Below are 18,294 nucleotides of genomic sequence, written 5' to 3' on the forward strand. Positions count from 1 at the left end.
TTTTATTCTTCATATTCAAGATGATTATGTCTTTTACAGCCAAATAAATAGCAAGCCCCTATATAATCAGTTTCAAATTCTAACCCTGGAACATATCCAGATTTGATACGTTCTATCATTTTTTTATAACAATTATTCTCTTCTGTATATTCCTCAATTAACTCTTTCTTATCTTTTTCTGTCCAATTTTCTTCTACTTCTTCATTCTGAACATCTTCTATTTCTGCTGTTTTCGCTTCAATAGATTCTCGTATGACTTCATTTATACGGGAGAAATTATTAGCTTTATATAGAGCATAAACAAATCTACCAATCCAATTGGGACTTTTCCAGTATTCTTTGTATCCCTTTTCGAACCATTCAATTGCTTCTTTATAGCAATGCAACTCAACATATAAATCTGCTACATTAATTTCTCCTACAAAATCATCAGATTTCCTGTTAAAAGCATCTAACTTCTCTTTCGCTTCTGTCGTTCGCCCTAAATCAATTAAACATTTTACATAGTTATACATTATATAGTCCGAATCCCCTACAACTCGCAAGAAAAATTCCGAAGCTTTTTCCAGCTCTCCAAGATTATAATGAGCTACAGCTACATTGTGATATGCTTCATTGGATGGTTGAATCGAAATAGATTTTTGTAATGCTTCTTTCGCTTCTGCCCACTTTTTTTGTTTCATGTAAATTTCCCCTAAGATGTTATAAGGAAAGTATGAGGAAGGATTCAACTTAACAACTTCTTTTATTAATTCCAGAGCTTTATCATCATTCTCTTCCTCATAAAAGTACATCCAAGCAAGATTATTGAGAGATTGTACACCTCTAGATTCATGTACTGCTTAATGAAACAGTTCCATTGCTTCCACATATTTATTTTGTTCAAATATTTCAATTGCCCTCTCGTTAATGTTCAAGTAACTACCTCCGAAGTGAATGAATCCATCTATTCCCTATCATCATTTTAATATGTAAAAATTGTAATTTCTATAAAAATAAGATTGCTTCGTATTAAGCTCTTTCTCCTGTCTACATTTCATCATATATTTGGATATCCAATTCGTAATGATTTTATCAACACCGCTTTGTAAAGAAAATAAATACCTACTGTAAAAATACTGATTCTCAACAATAAGTAAACTTTTCAATCTCCCTTAAATTGGATATATAACCTATTTAAATTTACATATTATGGTACAATAAAAAAGTGCTAGCTAAACATTTACGTTCCACACTAGCAGTCTAGCAATACCAAAATCAAAAATCACTTGAAATTGGGGGATGTTATGAAAAAGAAATTAATTGTTCTTCTATTCATCGGAATCATTTTATCCGGATGTTCAACTATAGTAGAAAATTCTTTAGAAACCGGAAGCGGCAGTATTGAATTATTAACACCAACGATTACAACAAAAGATAATGAATTAGAAATTAAGACTGAAGGTATTGATGAAAATAAAGTAACTTTTATTTATGTTGCCAATAAAAAAGTATTGGAACAAAAAATAAATAATGGTGAATCCTACAAACTTAACATTAAAGATATCGAGCACGCTCATAGGACAGACTACAAGCCAAGAGTTCAACTTTTGCAAACGAAAGATGATAACGAAGATGGAGACATGGCAACCTTTAAACAAGTTAGATATACAGTTAAAAAAAAGTAGTTTTATAGTTATTTCATTTAAATATAACAACCGAAAATATACTTTTAACAGAGGGTAAATATAAGAGGTGCTAATATGAAAAGACGATGGATTTTTTGGTGGATTGGTAACATATTTCGGATTACCATTTTTGGGATATTGGCAGCTATCATTTGGCTAAGAGAGGTTGATGGTGCTGGTGTTACTCAAACACCTGAGCTGAAATTAATAGCATTTATCGTTTTATTAATTGCATTTATATTACCACTAATTATTCAAGTTGTATGGTTAATTGTTAATCTGAGAAAAAGCAGAAAAAAATAACGCAGAAAAAAAGAGAGGAATCCTTTTCAATATAGATTCCTCTCTTTTTTCTATGGGGATTATGCCGTGCTTTTAAAGCTGCACTACTCCCTTTTCTTTACAATGCATGTTCATCTTTCTTCTTCAACAATGCTCTCTTTTTCATCGCCTTCGTTAAATATCCACCTTTAAACGAACGGATTTCATAAGAAGACATAAACGCTTTCGGTGCAATTTCATTAATAATTTCTAACAGTTCTTTTTCTCTAGAACGCTTTGCAACGATATCTAAGCGATAACGTATAGAATTTATTCCTTCACCTTCAAATACTGTAACGCCAAATCCAAAATGGCGTAATTCATTTACTAATTCATTACAACGGTCTAGCAAACTAACTTGATACGTAATATATCCAATTGCTAATTTATTTTCTATATAACCGCCTAATAATAGTCCCGCACTAAAGCCGATGACATAGGCAACAATGTTCATCCAATTTGATAAATCTTGAAACACAATACCTAAACTGACAATATAAATTGCTCCTTCTAACAATCCTACACCTGCAGCGGATCTTGTTTGATTCTTTACAAGCAAAATCGTACGGATTGTTAAAGTTGGAACGTAAATAATTTGAAGCACAAAAATAAGTAAAGCTTGTAACATTGGTATCCACCTCTTTCGCAAATTCTTTTGTCATGATAACATACATAAGCTTTAGAAATCGATGGGTTTTTTAATTTTTTTTAATTTTTTTTCATACTATTGAAATGCCCCAAAAATAAGCGTATTATGTTTGGCGTAAATTCGATAAGTACCAGTAAATCATTCGTATTATATCATTTATTTTTAAACGCAAAAAAGGAACCTGATTAGGTCCCTTTCATCAGAGCTCTATGTTTTTCGAAGCTTGTTCTCTTTGCTTCTCTTCTTCTTTTACTAGCTGCATATTTGCATAGGCTAAATTCGCAATCATTAAAAAGTGTCCACCCAATATTCCAGTACCAAATGCCCACATTTCCATTTCATGCTCAATTTCAAACATAATGATAGCCCCTAATATTGCGGCTGCAAATCGGTTTAGAACTCCTAATCCAGGAGCCTTTTCTTTCATCACGATACTTCTTCCTAATTTCTCCACTCTGCGAGCTAATAGCCAAAGACAATATGTGCTAACTGCTAAACCAATACCGAACCCTGTCACTTGTTTCCCAAACGGAGTAACCGCCCACATTAGTAGTAAACCACTAAAGATCGTATACAATTGTAATCGATATACACGTAAGGCTACTTGAATCAAAATATCCGCTCCTAATTTCACATTTTATTATGTGTCAGAAGAAAAGCAGCAACTTACACAGTTGCTGCTTTCTCTTGTTCTTGTTCCATTTTTTGAATTTCAACACGTTTAATTTGATAAGCATCTTTTTCTAACACTTTAAATTCATAGCCTTCTGCTTCAACGTATTGTCCTTCTTCGATTTCATGATTTTGCATCATAATCCATCCACCGATTGTATCCACATCGTCTTCTTCAATGTGTAATCCAAACAAATCTTTTACTTCTGAGATAAGCACTTTTCCATCAACAATTTTATGATACTCGTTCACATGTTGAATTGGTGGTGCTTCATCTTCATCATATTCATCACGAATTTCGCCGACGATTTCCTCCAATATATCTTCAAGCGTTACAATTCCAGCTGTTCCTCCGTACTCATCATATAAAACAGCCATTGGAATTCGCTTCTTCTGCATTTGCAGTAATAAATCATGAATTGGAGTCGTTTCCATAACTTCAATAATCGGACGCATATACGTGCGAATCGATGATAAATCTTCTTGATCGTTGTTCATATATCGAATAAAGAAATCTTTTACGTTGACCATACCGATAATATCATCTTTATCTTCTCCAAAAATCGGATAACGTGTGTATCGTTCATTTTGGATTACTTTCATGTGTTCTTCTACTGAATCTTCAAGATAGAAACCAACGATTTCTGTACGCGGTACCATTATCTCTTTCGCGATGCGATTATCAAATTCAAAGATATTATTTACATACTTGTATTCAGCTTGATTAATTTCGCCACTTTCATAGCTATCTGAAAGAATAAGACGTAATTCTTCTTCTGTATGAGCTACTTCATGTTCAGAAGCTGGTTTCAAACCGAATAAACCAGTTATAACACGAGCTGAACCGTTCAATACCCAAATAAATGGATACATGATTTTATAGAACATCATTAACGGAGTTGCCAATAACAACGTTACTTTTTCAGCCTTTTGAATTGCCAGCGTTTTCGGAGCTAATTCCCCTACTACAACGTGTAAATATGTCATTAGCATAAAAGCAAGACCAAAAGTTAATACTGATGAGATAGAGGGATTTACGTTCCATTTCTCAAATAACGGGTGTAATAACTTTTCGATTGTCGGTTCACCTAACCAACCAAGTCCCATCGCTGTAACTGTAATACCTAATTGACAAGCAGATAAATATTCGTCTAAATTTGTTGTTACTTTTTTCGCTGCTAACGCACCGCGTTTCCCTTCCGCAACAAGCTGATCAATGCGACTTGAACGTATCTTAACAATCGCAAACTCTGCTGCTACGAAAAATCCAGTAAATGCGATTAAAATCGCAACCATGACTAAATTAAATATTTCCAATGAATCCCCTTAGTTAAAAAACTAAGGTGTCCACCTCCTGTATACTATAATGTTTTCTTATTTGTTCGTTAGAAAACATAGCCCGATACAAAAATTAAAGAGGTCGGATTTCACTTATTCTATAATAATAGAGCAAGTGCCTGTATTAAAGCTGTCGTTTGACCTGATAAAGATTTCGATATTTTTTCACGTTGTGAATCAGTCAATTCATCTAAAAGAGGCTTTAACTCCGTTAGCTCTGCTTCTAATCTATGAATATGGTCTGTCACTTCATTCACTTGTTTCGAAACGTGTTCATTGATACCGAGCAGCTTCTTCTCCTCGATCTTCTCTTTAATCTCACAAAGCGGCATATGCATTTCTTTGCACTTCTCAATAAATTGTAATGTCTCAAATGCTGTTTCGTCGTAATAGCGATAATTAGATTGAGATCGCTCCGCTTTTAAGATACCTAGATTCGTATAATAATCAATCGTTCGTTTCGACACGTGAGCCATGAGAGCCAACTGTCCGATTCGATACACCTTCCCAACGATCTTCCCCCCTTGTTTATATTACTATTATCATACAATACATAAACTGTACAGTCAAACGTGATGGTTATCATTCACAAATTATACAAATTTCTAAATTTCATCCTTTATTAATAAAAACAATTAATCTATAACTATACAGCTTTTTCCTTTCAACCTTTCTTATTTAACAGCATACCTTACTAATAACGATTGCTTGTATAGGAGGAGATTAATATTAAAAAAACTATCATTTCTCATTTTTATAATGAAGAATACCTACTTCCATGGTGGCTTATGCATCATACAAAAATATTTGATCACGGCATATTAATTAATAGAGGTTCTACTGATCGTTCCGTAGAGATTTGTAAATTATTCGCACCCCACTGGGAAGTGCGAGATTCCAGATTTCTTGAGTTTGATCCAACAAATACTGATATTGAAGTGATGGGAATTGAAAGAGAAATTTCAGGTTGGAAAATCGTTTTAAATACTACTGAATTCTTTTGTTGTAATAATACAGAAGAGTTTTTCTCATCTCTTCATGCACTAGGACAAAATATGTATGCGATTAGAATGATTTTAATGATAGATAGCCATAAGTACAATTATTCAAAGCCAAGATACTCTATCCCATTAGTAGAACAACGATACCACGGCGTCTTCCCTTATAACCCAAAACTCGGATGTGCCTGGAGATTTATTCACAATCATCTAGATGGTGCATATTTACCTGGTAGACATTATTCGCGGCACGGGAATATAGTTTATGACTATCCTTCATTTATTTTAAAATTTTATTTTAGCCCTTGGAATGAACAGTCAAAGGCAAGAAAATTACAAATTACACCTACCCTTTCAAAAATAGGTGTTCAAATGGGACTCCAAACACATTACGGTCAATCTCCTGAAGAACTGGAAACACGTTTTTTAGAGCTTAGTAACGTAACTCAAGACCTCCGTAATAATCCTGAATATCAAGAATTATTTCCAAAGTTTAAACCATAATGTTTTTTGCATGGTCATCACCTCACACCATTTCATCCGCTTAATCAAAAACAATCTCATTTGCATAAAATATGAATACTGTATATATTATAAATTTTTATTTTAGGAGGAAAAAATGAAAGCTGTTATTCTTGCTGGTGGATACGGTACAAGAATTGGGGAAGAAACACATTTAAAACCAAAACCTATGATTGAGATTGGAACAAAACCTATTCTATGGCACATTATGAGTTTGTTTAGCCATTATGGGATCACTGAGTTTATTATTTGCTTAGGCTATAAAGGATATGCAATTAAAGAGTTTTTTCTAAATTACAACTTACACATGTCAGATTTCACAATACATTTAAGCGATAACACAATTACTAGCCATTCTCATCCTATAGAACCATGGAAAGTTACATTAATTGATACTGGTCTAAATACCGAAACAGGTGGACGAGTTAAAAAGATAAAAAATTATGTTGGAGACGAACCTTTCTGTCTCACTTATGGTGATGGATTAAGTAATGTAAATATAAAAGAACTTATTGCATTTCATAAAAAACACGGAAAAATGGCTACTGTTACAGCCGTACAACCTCCTGGTAGATTTGGTTCTCTCGTTTTAGATAAACAATCTGTCACATCCTTTCAAGAAAAACCACTAGGTGATGGTGGATGGGTTAACGGTGGATTTTTTGTTTTAAATCATGATATTTTCAATTACATTAGTGGAGATAAGTCTGTTTTTGAAACCGAAACTTTAGTTCAGTTAGTAAACAAAAATGAACTGGCAGCATTTCAGCATACTGGTTTTTGGCATCCGATGGATACATTGCGCGATAAAAATAAATTAGTCGAGCTATGGGAAAATAATGACGCTCCATGGAAGGTCTGGTAATATGACTTCATCATCTTTTTGGAATAAGAAAAAAGTATTTATTACAGGACATACTGGCTTTAAAGGCTCATGGCTCACCCTTTTTTTAACTTCTTTAGGCGTAGAAGTAATCGGCTACTCTTCTCACCCTCCCTCAACTCCTAACCTTTTTGAACAATGTAACGCAGCAAAAGAGTGCATTACAATTGAAGGAGACATTACAGATTACGATTCTTTATTCCATGCCATAAAACAGCACAAACCTGATATGATATTTCATTTAGCAGCTCAACCAATCGTCACCACTTCATACAAAGATCCTATTGATACATTTAAAACAAACGTCTTAGGCACTGTTCACATATTAGAAGCAGCAAAGTACGTCGAAAGCGTACGTCTCATTATTAATGTTACGAGTGATAAATGTTATGCGAATGATGGGAGCGGTAATCGAGCATTTGTAGAATCCGACCGTTTAGGGGGCTATGATCCATACAGTGCTAGTAAAGCTTGCGCTGAATTAGTTGCAACATCATATCAAAAATCTTTTTTTCACACGAACACCCTTTCACTCGCCTCAGTAAGAGCAGGCAATGTCATCGGTGGTGGTGATTGGGCAGAAAATCGCTTATTCCCAGATATCATTCGTGCATATTTACAAGACCGTCCTTTAAGTATTCGAAACAAAAATGCTATCCGACCGTGGCAACATGTTTTGGATCCTTTACATGGATATATCCTTTTAGCTGAGAAACTTTGGAAGCATAAAGAGTATGCAGAAGCATGGAATTTCGGACCAATTAACGAGGCTAACAGAACCGTCCATGATGTCATTCAATCTATAATAAAATTATGGAATCAACCACTAACAATCCTTTCCCCTCATACAAATACTCTTTATGAATCACCTATTTTAACACTTGATAGTACAAAAGCAGTAAATAAACTCGGTTGGACTCCTAAATTATCAACAGATCATTCTATCGCTTGGACTGTTGATTGGTACAAAAAATATGCATCTGGTGAAAATATGGAATCTTTCACGCGACAACAAATCGATGCATTCAAAAATTTATAAGGGGGCTATAAAATGGAACAAAAAAAATGCCGTTTTTGCCACTCATTACTAACAAATACTTTTTTAGATTTAGGCGTTTCTCCTCTCGCTAACTCATTTGTAGTTCCAGAACACTCATATAAAATGGAGCCATTTTATCCGCTGCACACGTTTGTTTGTAACTCTTGTTTACTTGTACAATTAGATGAATTTGAATCTCCCCACAATATTTTTCATGATTATTTATACTTTAGCTCTTATTCCTCCAGTTGGCTACTACACGCTAAACAATATGTAGAAATGGCGATTAAGCGTTTCAACTTAACAAACCATTCGAAAGTGATTGAAATCGCAAGTAACGACGGGTACTTATTACAATACTTTCAAAAAGAAAATATCAAAACGTTAGGAATTGAACCAGCAAAAAATGTAGCAGAAATCGCTATCCAAAAAGGAATTCCTACTGAAGTGAATTTTTTCAGCAATGACTTAGCAAAAAAATTACCACAAGCTGATTTAATCGTCGCAAATAACGTATTAGCACACGTTCCAAACTTGCATGATTTTGTTGCCGGTTTAAAAACATTATTAAAACAAGATGGCACGATAACAATTGAATTCCCGCACTTATTGAACCTCATATCCTTTAAACAGTTTGACACAATCTATCATGAGCACTTCTCTTACTTCTCTCTTATAAGTCTTCAAAAAGTTTTAGCGCATCATCATTTACAAATTGTCGAGGTAGAAGAACTTGCAACGCACGGTGGTTCATTGCGTATTTTTGTAAACCATCACAGTGACTCATCCACTATCCATTCCAGTGTTACAAATATAATCCAAAAAGAAATAGATCACGGGCTAGATACTTTAGATTGCTATCTCCTTTTTTCTAAACGCATAGAACAATTGAAAATAAGTATTTTAAAGTTTTTTATCAAAGCAAAAGCTTTAAACAAACAAATTATCGGTTACGGTGCTCCCGCTAAAGGAAACACCCTTTTAAATTATTGCGGGATAGGAAAAGAATTTCTAGCTTATACAGTAGATAAAAACCCTCACAAACAAAATCTCCTTCTACCAGGTACCCGCATTCCAATAAAATCTCCAGAAGAAATTAAACGTACAAAACCCGATTACATTCTCATACTTCCTTGGAATTTAAAAGATGAAATTATGAAAGAATGCTCTTTCATTCGTGAATGGGGCGGCAAATTTTTAGTAACGATTCCAGAAGTTGAGGTGATTGAGCCATGAAAAAAATCCTTGTAACAGGCGGTAGTGGATGGATTGGTAAATATGTTGTAAATTCTCTTATACAAAAGGGCTATGAGGTGCACGCCACTTACAATACAAATAAGCCTTCTCACCTTTCTTGCCATTGGCATAAAGTAAACTTACTTTGCGATGAAGAAGTAAAAAAACTCATTTACGACATTAAACCTAGTCATCTCATTCATTTAGCTTGGGAAGCAGTGCCGCCAGCGTGTTATGTATCTATTAATAATTACTATTGGCTTACGTGCAGTATCTCATTGATTCAACACTTCACATCATGCGGTGGAAAGCGAGTCATTGTTGCAGGTACTGGCGCAGAGTATGAATGGTTTAACGGCGTATTATTTGAAGATTCACCGCTTCTTTCCTATAAAACCCCGTATTCATTATGTAAAAACACACTACATTCCTGGCTACAATCATACGCTGGGCAAACCAGCCTCAGCGTATGTTGGGGACGAATTTTTCATATGTATGGCCCTCACGAACAAGGAAATCGGCTCGTTTCTAACATTATCACTTCTTTATTAAAAAATGAGGAAGCACTATGTACACATGGAAAACAATCAAGAGATTTCCTCCATGTGGGTGACGTCGCTGATGCTCTCGTAACAGTATTAGAACGCAATGTTACAGGCACAATCAATATCGCTTCTGGTCAATCTGTACAAATTAAAGAATTAGCTTCTATCATTGCTAAAAAGATAGGAAAAGAACATTTAATTAAATTAGGTGCGATCCCTTTCTCTAAAGATGAACCTTTATTTGTCGGCGTTAATGTAGAACGTTTAAAAACTGAAGTAAACTGGAAACCAACATACGATCTAAATACAGGAATTGAAGAAACAATTTTATGGTGGGAATCATTTATACAAAAACATACCGATATGCATCACTAAAACGTAAATCCTTCGTTCCTCTCGCTAAATCCCTATACCATTCTTCTAATTTTTCGGGTGTAATAATATGATGCGTTCCCATTCCCCCATGCTTACTAGCTTCAGAAAGAGTCGGACCAATTTGTAATTTTCTCTTTCTCATCGCATCGTTCCACGGACTAAATCCAAACCATAATATGCAAGCAAGAGGCGGATAAATCATAGATTCATGCGCGGATAAATGTCTTCCAACCGTATAACTTCCGTGTTCATGATTATGAATAAATCTACCTCTTCTCCATAACGCCCAATCTTCTGGTAAATAACCGTGAAATCGCTGTTTCATTAAAGGTATTCCAAAGTTAAGGTCCGGATAATTATAGTTAAGATTATCGACCATAATAAGCCCTTCCAGCCAATACATCCTCCCTCCCAATTCATTTAGTGATTTCCAAAACTGATTCTTATCTTGCACACAAAGAAACTCAGTCGTATTTAAAATCATTTTCCAACCTTCTACTTCTTGTTCCGCCCTCATCACTTCATGATCTGTCGCTATTGCATCAAACTCTGGATTTGTAGAATCTCGCACTTCCCAATGCGGTGCGAATTTTTTACAAATTTCAACCGAACGATCTGTAGAACCTTTATTAATTAAAATACCATGATCAAACAGTTTCGTATGATGCACAAGCCACCACGGCAATAAATACTCTTCGTTATAAAAATGAGAAATAACGGTTGTAGTAATGTAAATCTCCTCCTCTTTCTCTATTAATCTACTTTTTCATCCTACTCTTAATATACTTATCAGTTATGTAATTGGTTTCTTTTATTTTAAAAATATGTTTTTCTACCATATACTATGCTTTCTTAGACAACCACCATTTTCTAAAGAATCAACTCCGTACAATAACCATCCCAATAAACTGAAAATTGAGTTATAATATCATTATAAAATTATGAAGGAGGAATGCGCTCATGTACTACAACACTTCATTCGAAAACGACCAACCTGTAGGCCGTCTATAAACTAAGACGGGCATTCATATAATAAAGTGAAACTTTAATCAGTGGGGGGCTTTATTCCCCACTGATTATTGGTTGAACCAATCGGGCATATACGGGCAGTTGATCCCCCGCCTAACTTCTTTGCTTTCGCTGAACTTTGAGGTAGGGGTCTTACTGCCCGTTAATGCGGGACACATACACTTTGCCTCGTCTTAGGGAACTCATAATACCCTAAAAATAGACGGAGGTAGTTTACATGAAACAAACAATTTTAGGAGCTATATGTTTATCACTAGCAGCAAGTATTTGGGGCGGTATGTACGTCGTTAGTAAATACGTACTCGACTTTATTCCGCCACTTACACTCGTTTGGCTACGCTTTATTATCGCTTTTGTTGTTTTATATGCGATTTTGAAAACAACTGAAAAAAAGCAAAAGAAAAAAGTAACCATACACAAAAAAGATTGGCTATTATTCGCTTGGATTGGATTCATCGGGTATTTCATTTCGATCACATGTCAATTTATCGGAACGAAATTATCCGATGCTCATACAGGCTCCTTAGTGACATCAGCTACACCTGCATTTATGGTTATATTTGCAGCGCTCCTTTTAAAAGAGAAACTAACTGCTCGTAGACTTTTATCAACTATAATAGCGACAATCGGTGTCATTATCGTTATCGGATGGGATATTGAAATCGGCTCCTATTTTATCGGTACAATCATTTTAGTTGGAGCCGCTATTACGTGGGCTTTACTATCCATTTATGTAAAAATCGCTTCCGCTCGATTTTCATCTTTAATTATTACAACGTACGCAATATTCTTTTCACTCTTTTTCATTACACCGTGCATGGTATGGGAACTCCAATCAAGTCCTATTGAACATATAAACATGTACGTATTATTAGGCGTACTCTATTTAGGAATTGTCTCAACCGCAGGTGCATTTTTTCTTTGGAATAAAGGATTAGAATTAATGGATGCTAGCATCGGTTCATTATTTTTCTTCTTCCAACCGATCGTAGGATCATTACTTGGCTGGCTCCTGTTAAATGAGACGTTAAACAGTAACTTTTTCATTGGTGGTATCCTTATTATATGCAGTGTTATAATTACTACTTTTGAAAAGCAAAAATAGTATAAAAAAACAGGCAGAGACTTAGTCTCTGCCTGTTCGCATAATTGGGTCTTGGTCGTGAAAACCGATGCAGATTGGTATATTACTTTGTAATCCACTGCATGCACTTATAAAACTACACACCGTTCTTGCGATTAAATATAAAGTAATACCTACAGCCTTTTTATCTGAATCAAAGCCATTTTCACCATAAATATCAGCTAACTCTCCTAAAGATGGTCCTTCTATTTCATCCGTCCAATCACTTACCCAATCCTCATCTTCTTCTTCAAGAAACATATAATCGTCACAAATATAAAACTGACTATCCCACTCATTATCAAGATCATACTCAAAATAAATCGCCTTTGCTTCTTCACTTTCAGCAATTTCTAACGCTTCTTTCAAACCTATCCTCATACTTTCCTTGTATGAATCTAATGGAATCAATTTAATGCGCTCCGCATCCTCACTTGACGCTAGTGTGCGACAAACATCATAATACTTCAATTCTATTTGAGATACTGATAACAAAAATACATCTTCCTGCATTTCCTCTAAATACTGAAAAATATCCACACTATTACAACTCCCTACACTTTACGCAGTCCAATGCGCTGGACGAGACAACATTTCCGGTAATTTCGTATGTCTGTCCCCTTTCGCCGCATTAATTTGAACTTGCGTAAGAAAAACACTATTTGTAAAATCTGTCCCGCGAATGTCTGCATCTCGCAAGTCTGCTCCGATGAGATCCGCTCCCCTTAAATTTGCATCTCGTAAATTAGCCGCAATAAGATACGCCCCTCTTAAATTTGCTCCTTGTAAATCTTTCTTTTTCAGATTCGCTCCCATAAGGTCTGCACCTCGGTGACTGATTCGTTTCTTACGTGCATCATTCATTTCTTTCCAAACTAATTCACTCGTCTCTAAAAGGAGAATGTTCACTTCTGCACGGTGTAATGGCACATTTACTTCCATTAACTCATCTGGACTTAAATTAGAAAGACGCTCAGTCTCTTCAATTGCTTCCTTCAGCTCTTTATGAATTGTCTGCGTCGCCTTTAATAGAATAGCCTCATTCAAATACCAAAGCATTTCATGAAGTTGATGCATTACCGGAAAAGCATCATACATTTTTCTCGCATGCTGAGCATCTTTCCGCCAATCAATTCCTTTAAACGTAACTTGAGAAATCTTTTGTCCAGCACCGAAACATTCAAACACTGTACAACCTTTATACCCTTTTCCTCTAAGATCTCTATGTATACTACATTTATAATCTGATTGTAAATTTGTACAAGGTTTACCACCATCTTTATTCACCGCAAAATCTATTGACGCTGCGAACGGTAATGCTACACAACATAAACCAAAACACTTTTCACAATCTGCTTTTAAACTATTGTGATTTGTATCCTCTTCTACATGAAAATAATCGTTATTATTAGTCAAAATATATACCCCCTGTTGTCTTTTGACTATTTCATAATATTCCAACTACAATAAATAATCAATTTTAAAATAAATAGACTTATTTCATTTCAAACAACAACATAATCCTTTTATTTCTTTTCATTTAAAAAGGACATCCACTACAATGTTAATTATAATTAAATTATGAACTTTCGAATAACAAGGAGGATTACTATGGCATTAGAAATGAAAACAAACTGTCAAATTTGCGACCATTCCCTTCAGCCCGATTCTGAAGCATACATATGCGTGTATGAATGTACATTTTGTGCACCATGTACAGAGGAAAGGCAAAATGTTTGCCCAAACTGCGGTGGAGAGTTAGTACGCAGGCCGAAAAAGAAATAATAAAAAGGCAAAAACGAACAGGAATATGTTCATTTTTGCCTTTTTATTTAACTATTAAAATTACTTCTATTATTGATTCAAATGATTTTTAACTGCTCTTATAACCAATTCATGATCTACTTCTGGTGGTAATCCTGAGACTGTTATCATTCCAATAACCCCTACATTTTTTATTTGGATAGGAAAGCATCCACCAAACGCAGCATATTCCGAGCCATCTAAACGGTATTTTTCATGATATGGAACTCCGCTTATTTCACTTTCTATCTGCATATAATACGAGCTATGATTATGCAGGGAAACGACCCGTTTTTTACGCTCAATCCATTTCGTATTTTCCTCAGTTGTCCCCGTCATCTTGAAATGAAATAATTGCACACCATTTTTGGCTATATCAACAGCAATCAATTTCCCCTCTCGCTTTGCTGTTTCAACGATATATAAACCTAATTGCAAGGCATCTTCATTTGTAAAAGAGGAAAATTGAAGTGTTTCCTCCTCTATTAATATTTGTTTACTTATTTCACTCAAATTTGAAGTACTCATATCTTTAACCTCCCTAATTGTCTTATACCACATTGGCATTTTTTAGAATTACCAGATTCTATAGTACCGTAACGCTTGTTTTCTTCTTACTGGTGCTATTATGAATTATATTTAACACATTAAAAATGTATGTACTTTAAAGTGCTATAGGTACTAAACATTTAGTACAGGAATTGTCTATTTCTGTGATTAATTAGAATATATTAAGGTGTTTGCATTTTTGCCTTGCTACAATGCACTTGCGAAAAGATACTATATTTTACTTATGTGAATACAAAAAAAGCAAAGCGCCCAAGCTTTGCTTCTTACAAAATCCCTTTTAACTTTTCATAAATTAACTTCGCTAAATACGCATAGCCTTCTGCTCCAAAGTGTAATCCATCTTTTTCTTCATCTTCTACAAATTTTTTATAATGCTGTTCTTGAATCATTTCAGCATACAAATTTAAAAAATGACTTCTTGTTTCTTTCGCCACTTCCTCAACCACGTCTGCATATTGGCCGAGTACTTCATCCGTTCTATTATGTTGCCTTGCTTCATCAACCGGTGCAGGACTAATAAGTAATACTTTTTCTGGTGAGATCGCACTTACAATTCCCTCTAAATTTTCTTTGTATGACTGTAATGGAACTGGATCAAATAACACCGAATCATTCGTACCGATAAAAACTGTTACAAAGTCTGGTTCATGCGATAATACATCCTCTTCAATCCTTTGTAGTGCATCGAGCGTATTATCACCCGGAACACCCGCATTAACCACTTTCCAATTTGGAAACATCTCTTGCAAACGTGGTGTTAATCTCGGTGTTCCATCAAAAAACATTTCATCAGCTGTAATACTATCGCCAAAGCATACTAACGTTTTCATTAATCTAGCACTCCTTTTACGTATGAAACAACTTTCCTTCTATCGCTTTCATATATCTTTCAGCAGAACGTTCCACTGCCTCATTTGCATTTTCTTTTACTACTCGGTGAAAAGCATTATATAAACGATTAAATTGTAACGGTTTCACTCGATTCGCCATTTCCTCAACTTTTCTCGCCGGTAATGGAATTAAGTTTGGATAGCTGTACATGAAGCTCACCCACTGTTGATCCGCTACAACTTGAATGATATCACCTGTTAATAATATACCTTTCCCATCATTTCCTTCTTCCCAATGTAATACAGAACCGCCACTAAAATGTCCTCCGAGACGATGCACAGTAATTCCATCTGCTAATTGTAAAGACTCACCAGTCCAATAAATAATACGACTACTCGGGCGCATAACCCACTCTTTATCGTCTTCGTGTATATAAATTGGTACATCAAATGTTTCTGCCCATTCTACTTGCGTTGAATAATAATGCGGATGGGATAGTGCAATCGCATCTAATCCGCCCCACTCTTTTACCTTCTCAATTGTCCTGTCATCTAAATAAGTAATACAATCCCATAACAAACGATATGACTCTGTTTTTACTACAAATGCCGTTTGACCGATCGCAAATTCTGGTTTTGTCGTAATACTATAAAGCCCATTTTCTTCTTCTATAATTTCATTTTTATATGTATCACTCGTTTGCAAGTTTTCTAAACTCGTCCAAGACTGCCCTTTCGGATTAACATATTGTCTCTCCTCATCACAAATAACACAACTTACCGGTTCTTCCACACTCGCTGCATACTGCACGCCACACGTTGTACAAACGAAATTATTCATAGTCATTCCCCTATCCCTTTAATTTTTTATTAAGCTGATATTTGTTGATAGTTTTCTGCTTTTTTATTTTCGATTACTAAACCTATTAGAGTCAGTAAATAGACAGCTGTAACTGACAATGGAATTACAATAAGTCCATTGTCTGCAAAAAGAATCCCGCAAACTGACGTCACAAATACGGTTCCTACTGACAATACACCATAACTTTTACTTTCATAAATCCATACATATGGTAAAAAATGAACACCTATTAACATTGCTACTACAAAAGGTAACCATTCTGGAAATTGAAAATATGCAAGTAATACAAACGGAATATTCAATACATTTATCCCACCAATTACTCCAGCTAAAGTCCCTAGCGGATTTCCTTTCGCAAACATGTCAATTTTTAATATAGCAGCTAACATTAAGCCGAAAGGAAACACACAGCCCATACCAATTAAATATACCCACACAACTTGCTTTTCTGAAAGAAGAACACCCGTTACACTCGCTACAATCCAAAATAAAAGACCAGCTATTATAACAGGAAATCCCTTCTTCGTTCTTTGTGCTAAATCTCGTTTTGCTTCTGCTATGTTCATTTCACTATCTCCCCCAAACTATTTGTACTATAAAGCCGGCTCAATTTCGTTCATCCAATAACGCCAAGCTACTAAGTAATCTTCTAAATCTTTCGGGTGGTGTCTCAAACATGTATCTATACGCAAATATAATCCTATGACTATTTCCTCGTATAGATCTCGATTTTTTTTAAGAAATACACATTGTTTCATCACATAATCGATCGCTTCTTTTGTTACATCTTCCGGAGTTGAACAGAACGCATAAATTAAATCATATAAAGGATCTCCTAAAATAGGTAACGGATCAATTACCCCATGTAACCTATTCTCTCGAAATATAAAATTATGAAATCCGAAATCACCATGTAATAAAAATGGCTGATTTACTCCGGCGTCCCTATTTGCTAGTTTAAGAACAATTCTATAATCTTCCTCACTTATGTAACGTCTTACATTTTCATAAGCTTCCATCACATTTGCCGTTAAAAATTCATTCCAAGATTGAACCGGACTTTCTTTCCATCCCCAACCTTCTGCCCCTGGAACTATTTTATACTTATTGATAACTTCTTTTACAAGTGTACGAAGCGTACTTCGTTTATATCCTTGTTTACACAAAGTATTACCTTCAAGGAAAGAATACACGAAATATGTATGTAAAGGTTCCTTATACAAAAGCTTTGAAAATAAACTATTCTCCTCATAAAATGAGAGAAAATTAGCTTCTTCACGTATTACTTCCGCTTCATTCAGCTTTACTACATATTTTTCGTCCAACAAATATACAGTACTTGTCGTTCCTCCGTTCAACGCTTTTACGCTATTTGGATCATGTGAAATAACTTTCTCCTTAACTAGTTGTGCAGCAATTATTGAAATGTCCATTCTCTCACCCTTTAATTCCGAAGATTCCCCTCAATTCAAAAGACAACTTTACTATTATTTGACAAACGAATAGGAAACCCCTTCCAAAATCTTAATATAACAAAAAATCATTTACTTTTATATTTCAAAAATAAGGAAATACTAACAACAACGTTACATACATATTAGGAGGACAATATGAAACCTGAATTTTTAAAAGCAGTACATGATGCCATTGGAAGTGTCGAACACATTCATATAGAAGAAAGCGGTGCCGACAGCTTACTTATCCATCATGATGATGCACAGCAATTACAACAAGTCGCTAAAACGTTAGAAAACAACAATTTCCGCTCTGCTTTAAGAACAACTGGAGATGCTTCGTATATTGAAGTGTTGAACAGATAATGAAAGTCTGGA

22 protein-coding genes and 1 pseudogene are annotated in these 18,294 nt (G+C 34.9%); 10 read left to right on the forward strand and 13 right to left on the reverse strand.

Annotated elements, in window-relative coordinates:
- Positions 1–2 precede the first annotated feature (2 nt).
- Positions 3–917: pseudogene (locus QCI77_RS16970) on the reverse strand (tetratricopeptide repeat protein).
- A gap of 369 nt (positions 918–1,286) precedes the next feature.
- Here QCI77_RS16970 and QCI77_RS16975 point away from each other — a divergent pair.
- The gene (locus tag QCI77_RS16975; protein WP_044443295.1) at positions 1,287–1,667 is read left to right on the forward strand and encodes a hypothetical protein; all 381 of its coding nucleotides are present in this window, start codon (positions 1,287–1,289) and stop codon (positions 1,665–1,667) included.
- 75 nt (positions 1,668–1,742) lie between these two features.
- On the forward strand, positions 1,743–1,970 hold the full coding sequence (locus tag QCI77_RS16980) for a DUF3923 family protein (RefSeq protein WP_353825262.1): 228 nt from the start codon (positions 1,743–1,745) through the stop codon (positions 1,968–1,970).
- A gap of 97 nt (positions 1,971–2,067) precedes the next feature.
- On the opposite strand, the gene QCI77_RS16985 is transcribed toward QCI77_RS16980, so the two are convergent.
- The 4 genes from QCI77_RS16985 to QCI77_RS17000 all read right to left on the reverse strand — a co-directional run bounded on the left by QCI77_RS16985 (position 2,068) and on the right by QCI77_RS17000 (position 5,123).
- Entirely contained in the window at positions 2,068–2,616 is a 549-nt protein-coding gene (locus QCI77_RS16985) for a DUF2179 domain-containing protein (protein WP_060750669.1), read from the reverse strand.
- Between the two features lie 220 nt (positions 2,617–2,836).
- Positions 2,837–3,250 carry an ATP synthase subunit I gene (locus QCI77_RS16990; protein ID WP_113770428.1) on the reverse strand — a complete coding sequence of 138 codons (414 nt, stop codon included), beginning with the start codon at positions 3,248–3,250 and terminating at the stop codon, positions 2,837–2,839.
- Between the two features lie 53 nt (positions 3,251–3,303).
- Positions 3,304–4,626, reverse strand: a complete 1,323-nt coding sequence (locus tag QCI77_RS16995) for a hemolysin family protein (protein ID WP_002142537.1) — start codon at positions 4,624–4,626, stop codon at positions 3,304–3,306.
- A 119-nt stretch (positions 4,627–4,745) separates the two neighbouring features.
- Complete coding sequence (locus QCI77_RS17000) at positions 4,746–5,123, reverse strand: MerR family transcriptional regulator (protein WP_353825263.1); 378 nt, start codon at positions 5,121–5,123, stop codon at positions 4,746–4,748.
- Between the two features lie 252 nt (positions 5,124–5,375).
- Between QCI77_RS17000 and QCI77_RS17005 the strand changes: the two genes are divergently transcribed.
- From QCI77_RS17005 to QCI77_RS17025, 5 genes are all read left to right on the forward strand, one after another.
- Positions 5,376–6,149, forward strand: coding sequence for a glycosyltransferase family 2 protein (locus QCI77_RS17005; RefSeq protein ID WP_078176817.1), 774 nt, complete (start codon positions 5,376–5,378; stop codon positions 6,147–6,149).
- Between the two features lie 115 nt (positions 6,150–6,264).
- A complete protein-coding gene (rfbF, locus tag QCI77_RS17010) occupies positions 6,265–7,032 on the forward strand; it encodes a glucose-1-phosphate cytidylyltransferase (RefSeq protein ID WP_063217574.1) in 768 nt (255 codons plus the stop codon).
- A gap of 1 nt (position 7,033) precedes the next feature.
- Complete coding sequence (gene rfbG, locus QCI77_RS17015) at positions 7,034–8,089, forward strand: CDP-glucose 4,6-dehydratase (protein WP_078176816.1); 1,056 nt, start codon at positions 7,034–7,036, stop codon at positions 8,087–8,089.
- Positions 8,090–8,101: 12 nt separating this feature from the next.
- The gene (locus QCI77_RS17020; RefSeq protein WP_353825264.1) at positions 8,102–9,325 is read left to right on the forward strand and encodes a methyltransferase domain-containing protein; all 1,224 of its coding nucleotides are present in this window, start codon (positions 8,102–8,104) and stop codon (positions 9,323–9,325) included.
- Complete coding sequence (locus tag QCI77_RS17025) at positions 9,322–10,245, forward strand: NAD-dependent epimerase/dehydratase family protein (RefSeq protein ID WP_033709311.1); 924 nt, start codon at positions 9,322–9,324, stop codon at positions 10,243–10,245. Before QCI77_RS17020 ends, QCI77_RS17025 begins: the two co-directional genes overlap by 4 nt.
- On the opposite strand, the gene QCI77_RS17030 is transcribed toward QCI77_RS17025, so the two are convergent.
- Positions 10,214–10,999: a glycosyltransferase family 2 protein gene (locus QCI77_RS17030; protein WP_193652996.1), complete on the reverse strand. Its 786-nt coding sequence runs from the start codon at positions 10,997–10,999 to the stop codon at positions 10,214–10,216. The genes QCI77_RS17025 and QCI77_RS17030 overlap by 32 nt on opposite strands.
- Before the next feature lie 492 nt (positions 11,000–11,491).
- On the opposite strand from QCI77_RS17030, the gene QCI77_RS17035 reads away from it, so the two are divergent.
- Complete coding sequence (locus tag QCI77_RS17035; RefSeq protein WP_326997155.1) at positions 11,492–12,379, forward strand: DMT family transporter; 888 nt, start codon at positions 11,492–11,494, stop codon at positions 12,377–12,379.
- A gap of 21 nt (positions 12,380–12,400) precedes the next feature.
- Here QCI77_RS17035 and QCI77_RS17040 read toward each other — a convergent pair whose 3' ends face one another.
- Together QCI77_RS17040 and QCI77_RS17045 are read right to left on the reverse strand one after the other, a co-directional pair.
- Complete coding sequence (locus tag QCI77_RS17040) at positions 12,401–12,937, reverse strand: hypothetical protein (RefSeq protein ID WP_353825265.1); 537 nt, start codon at positions 12,935–12,937, stop codon at positions 12,401–12,403.
- Positions 12,938–12,958: 21 nt separating this feature from the next.
- The gene (locus tag QCI77_RS17045) at positions 12,959–13,813 is read right to left on the reverse strand and encodes a pentapeptide repeat-containing protein (RefSeq protein ID WP_353825266.1); all 855 of its coding nucleotides are present in this window, start codon (positions 13,811–13,813) and stop codon (positions 12,959–12,961) included.
- Between the two features lie 195 nt (positions 13,814–14,008).
- Here QCI77_RS17045 and QCI77_RS17050 point away from each other — a divergent pair, with 195 nt between their 5' ends.
- A complete protein-coding gene (locus QCI77_RS17050; RefSeq protein WP_001162783.1) occupies positions 14,009–14,182 on the forward strand; it encodes a DUF1272 domain-containing protein in 174 nt (57 codons plus the stop codon).
- Between the two features lie 69 nt (positions 14,183–14,251).
- On the opposite strand, the gene QCI77_RS17055 is transcribed toward QCI77_RS17050, so the two are convergent.
- From QCI77_RS17055 to QCI77_RS17075, 5 genes are all read right to left on the reverse strand, one after another.
- A complete protein-coding gene (locus tag QCI77_RS17055) occupies positions 14,252–14,728 on the reverse strand; it encodes a heme-degrading domain-containing protein (protein ID WP_002033314.1) in 477 nt (158 codons plus the stop codon).
- Between the two features lie 305 nt (positions 14,729–15,033).
- Positions 15,034–15,600: an SGNH/GDSL hydrolase family protein gene (locus QCI77_RS17060; protein ID WP_353825267.1), complete on the reverse strand. Its 567-nt coding sequence runs from the start codon at positions 15,598–15,600 to the stop codon at positions 15,034–15,036.
- Positions 15,601–15,616: 16 nt separating this feature from the next.
- Entirely contained in the window at positions 15,617–16,441 is an 825-nt protein-coding gene (locus QCI77_RS17065) for an MBL fold metallo-hydrolase (protein ID WP_353825268.1), read from the reverse strand.
- 29 nt (positions 16,442–16,470) lie between these two features.
- On the reverse strand, positions 16,471–17,028 hold the full coding sequence (locus QCI77_RS17070) for a DUF7010 family protein (protein WP_353825269.1): 558 nt from the start codon (positions 17,026–17,028) through the stop codon (positions 16,471–16,473).
- 27 nt (positions 17,029–17,055) lie between these two features.
- A complete protein-coding gene (locus QCI77_RS17075; protein WP_353825270.1) occupies positions 17,056–17,895 on the reverse strand; it encodes a phosphotransferase family protein in 840 nt (279 codons plus the stop codon).
- A 177-nt stretch (positions 17,896–18,072) separates the two neighbouring features.
- Here QCI77_RS17075 and QCI77_RS17080 point away from each other — a divergent pair, with 177 nt between their 5' ends.
- The gene (locus tag QCI77_RS17080; RefSeq protein WP_044443258.1) at positions 18,073–18,282 is read left to right on the forward strand and encodes a hypothetical protein; all 210 of its coding nucleotides are present in this window, start codon (positions 18,073–18,075) and stop codon (positions 18,280–18,282) included.
- Positions 18,283–18,294: the final 12 nt, after the last annotated feature.

This window comes from Bacillus cereus group sp. MG9, assembly GCF_040459995.1.
GTDB classification, from domain to species: domain Bacteria; phylum Bacillota; class Bacilli; order Bacillales; family Bacillaceae_G; genus Bacillus_A; species Bacillus_A mycoides.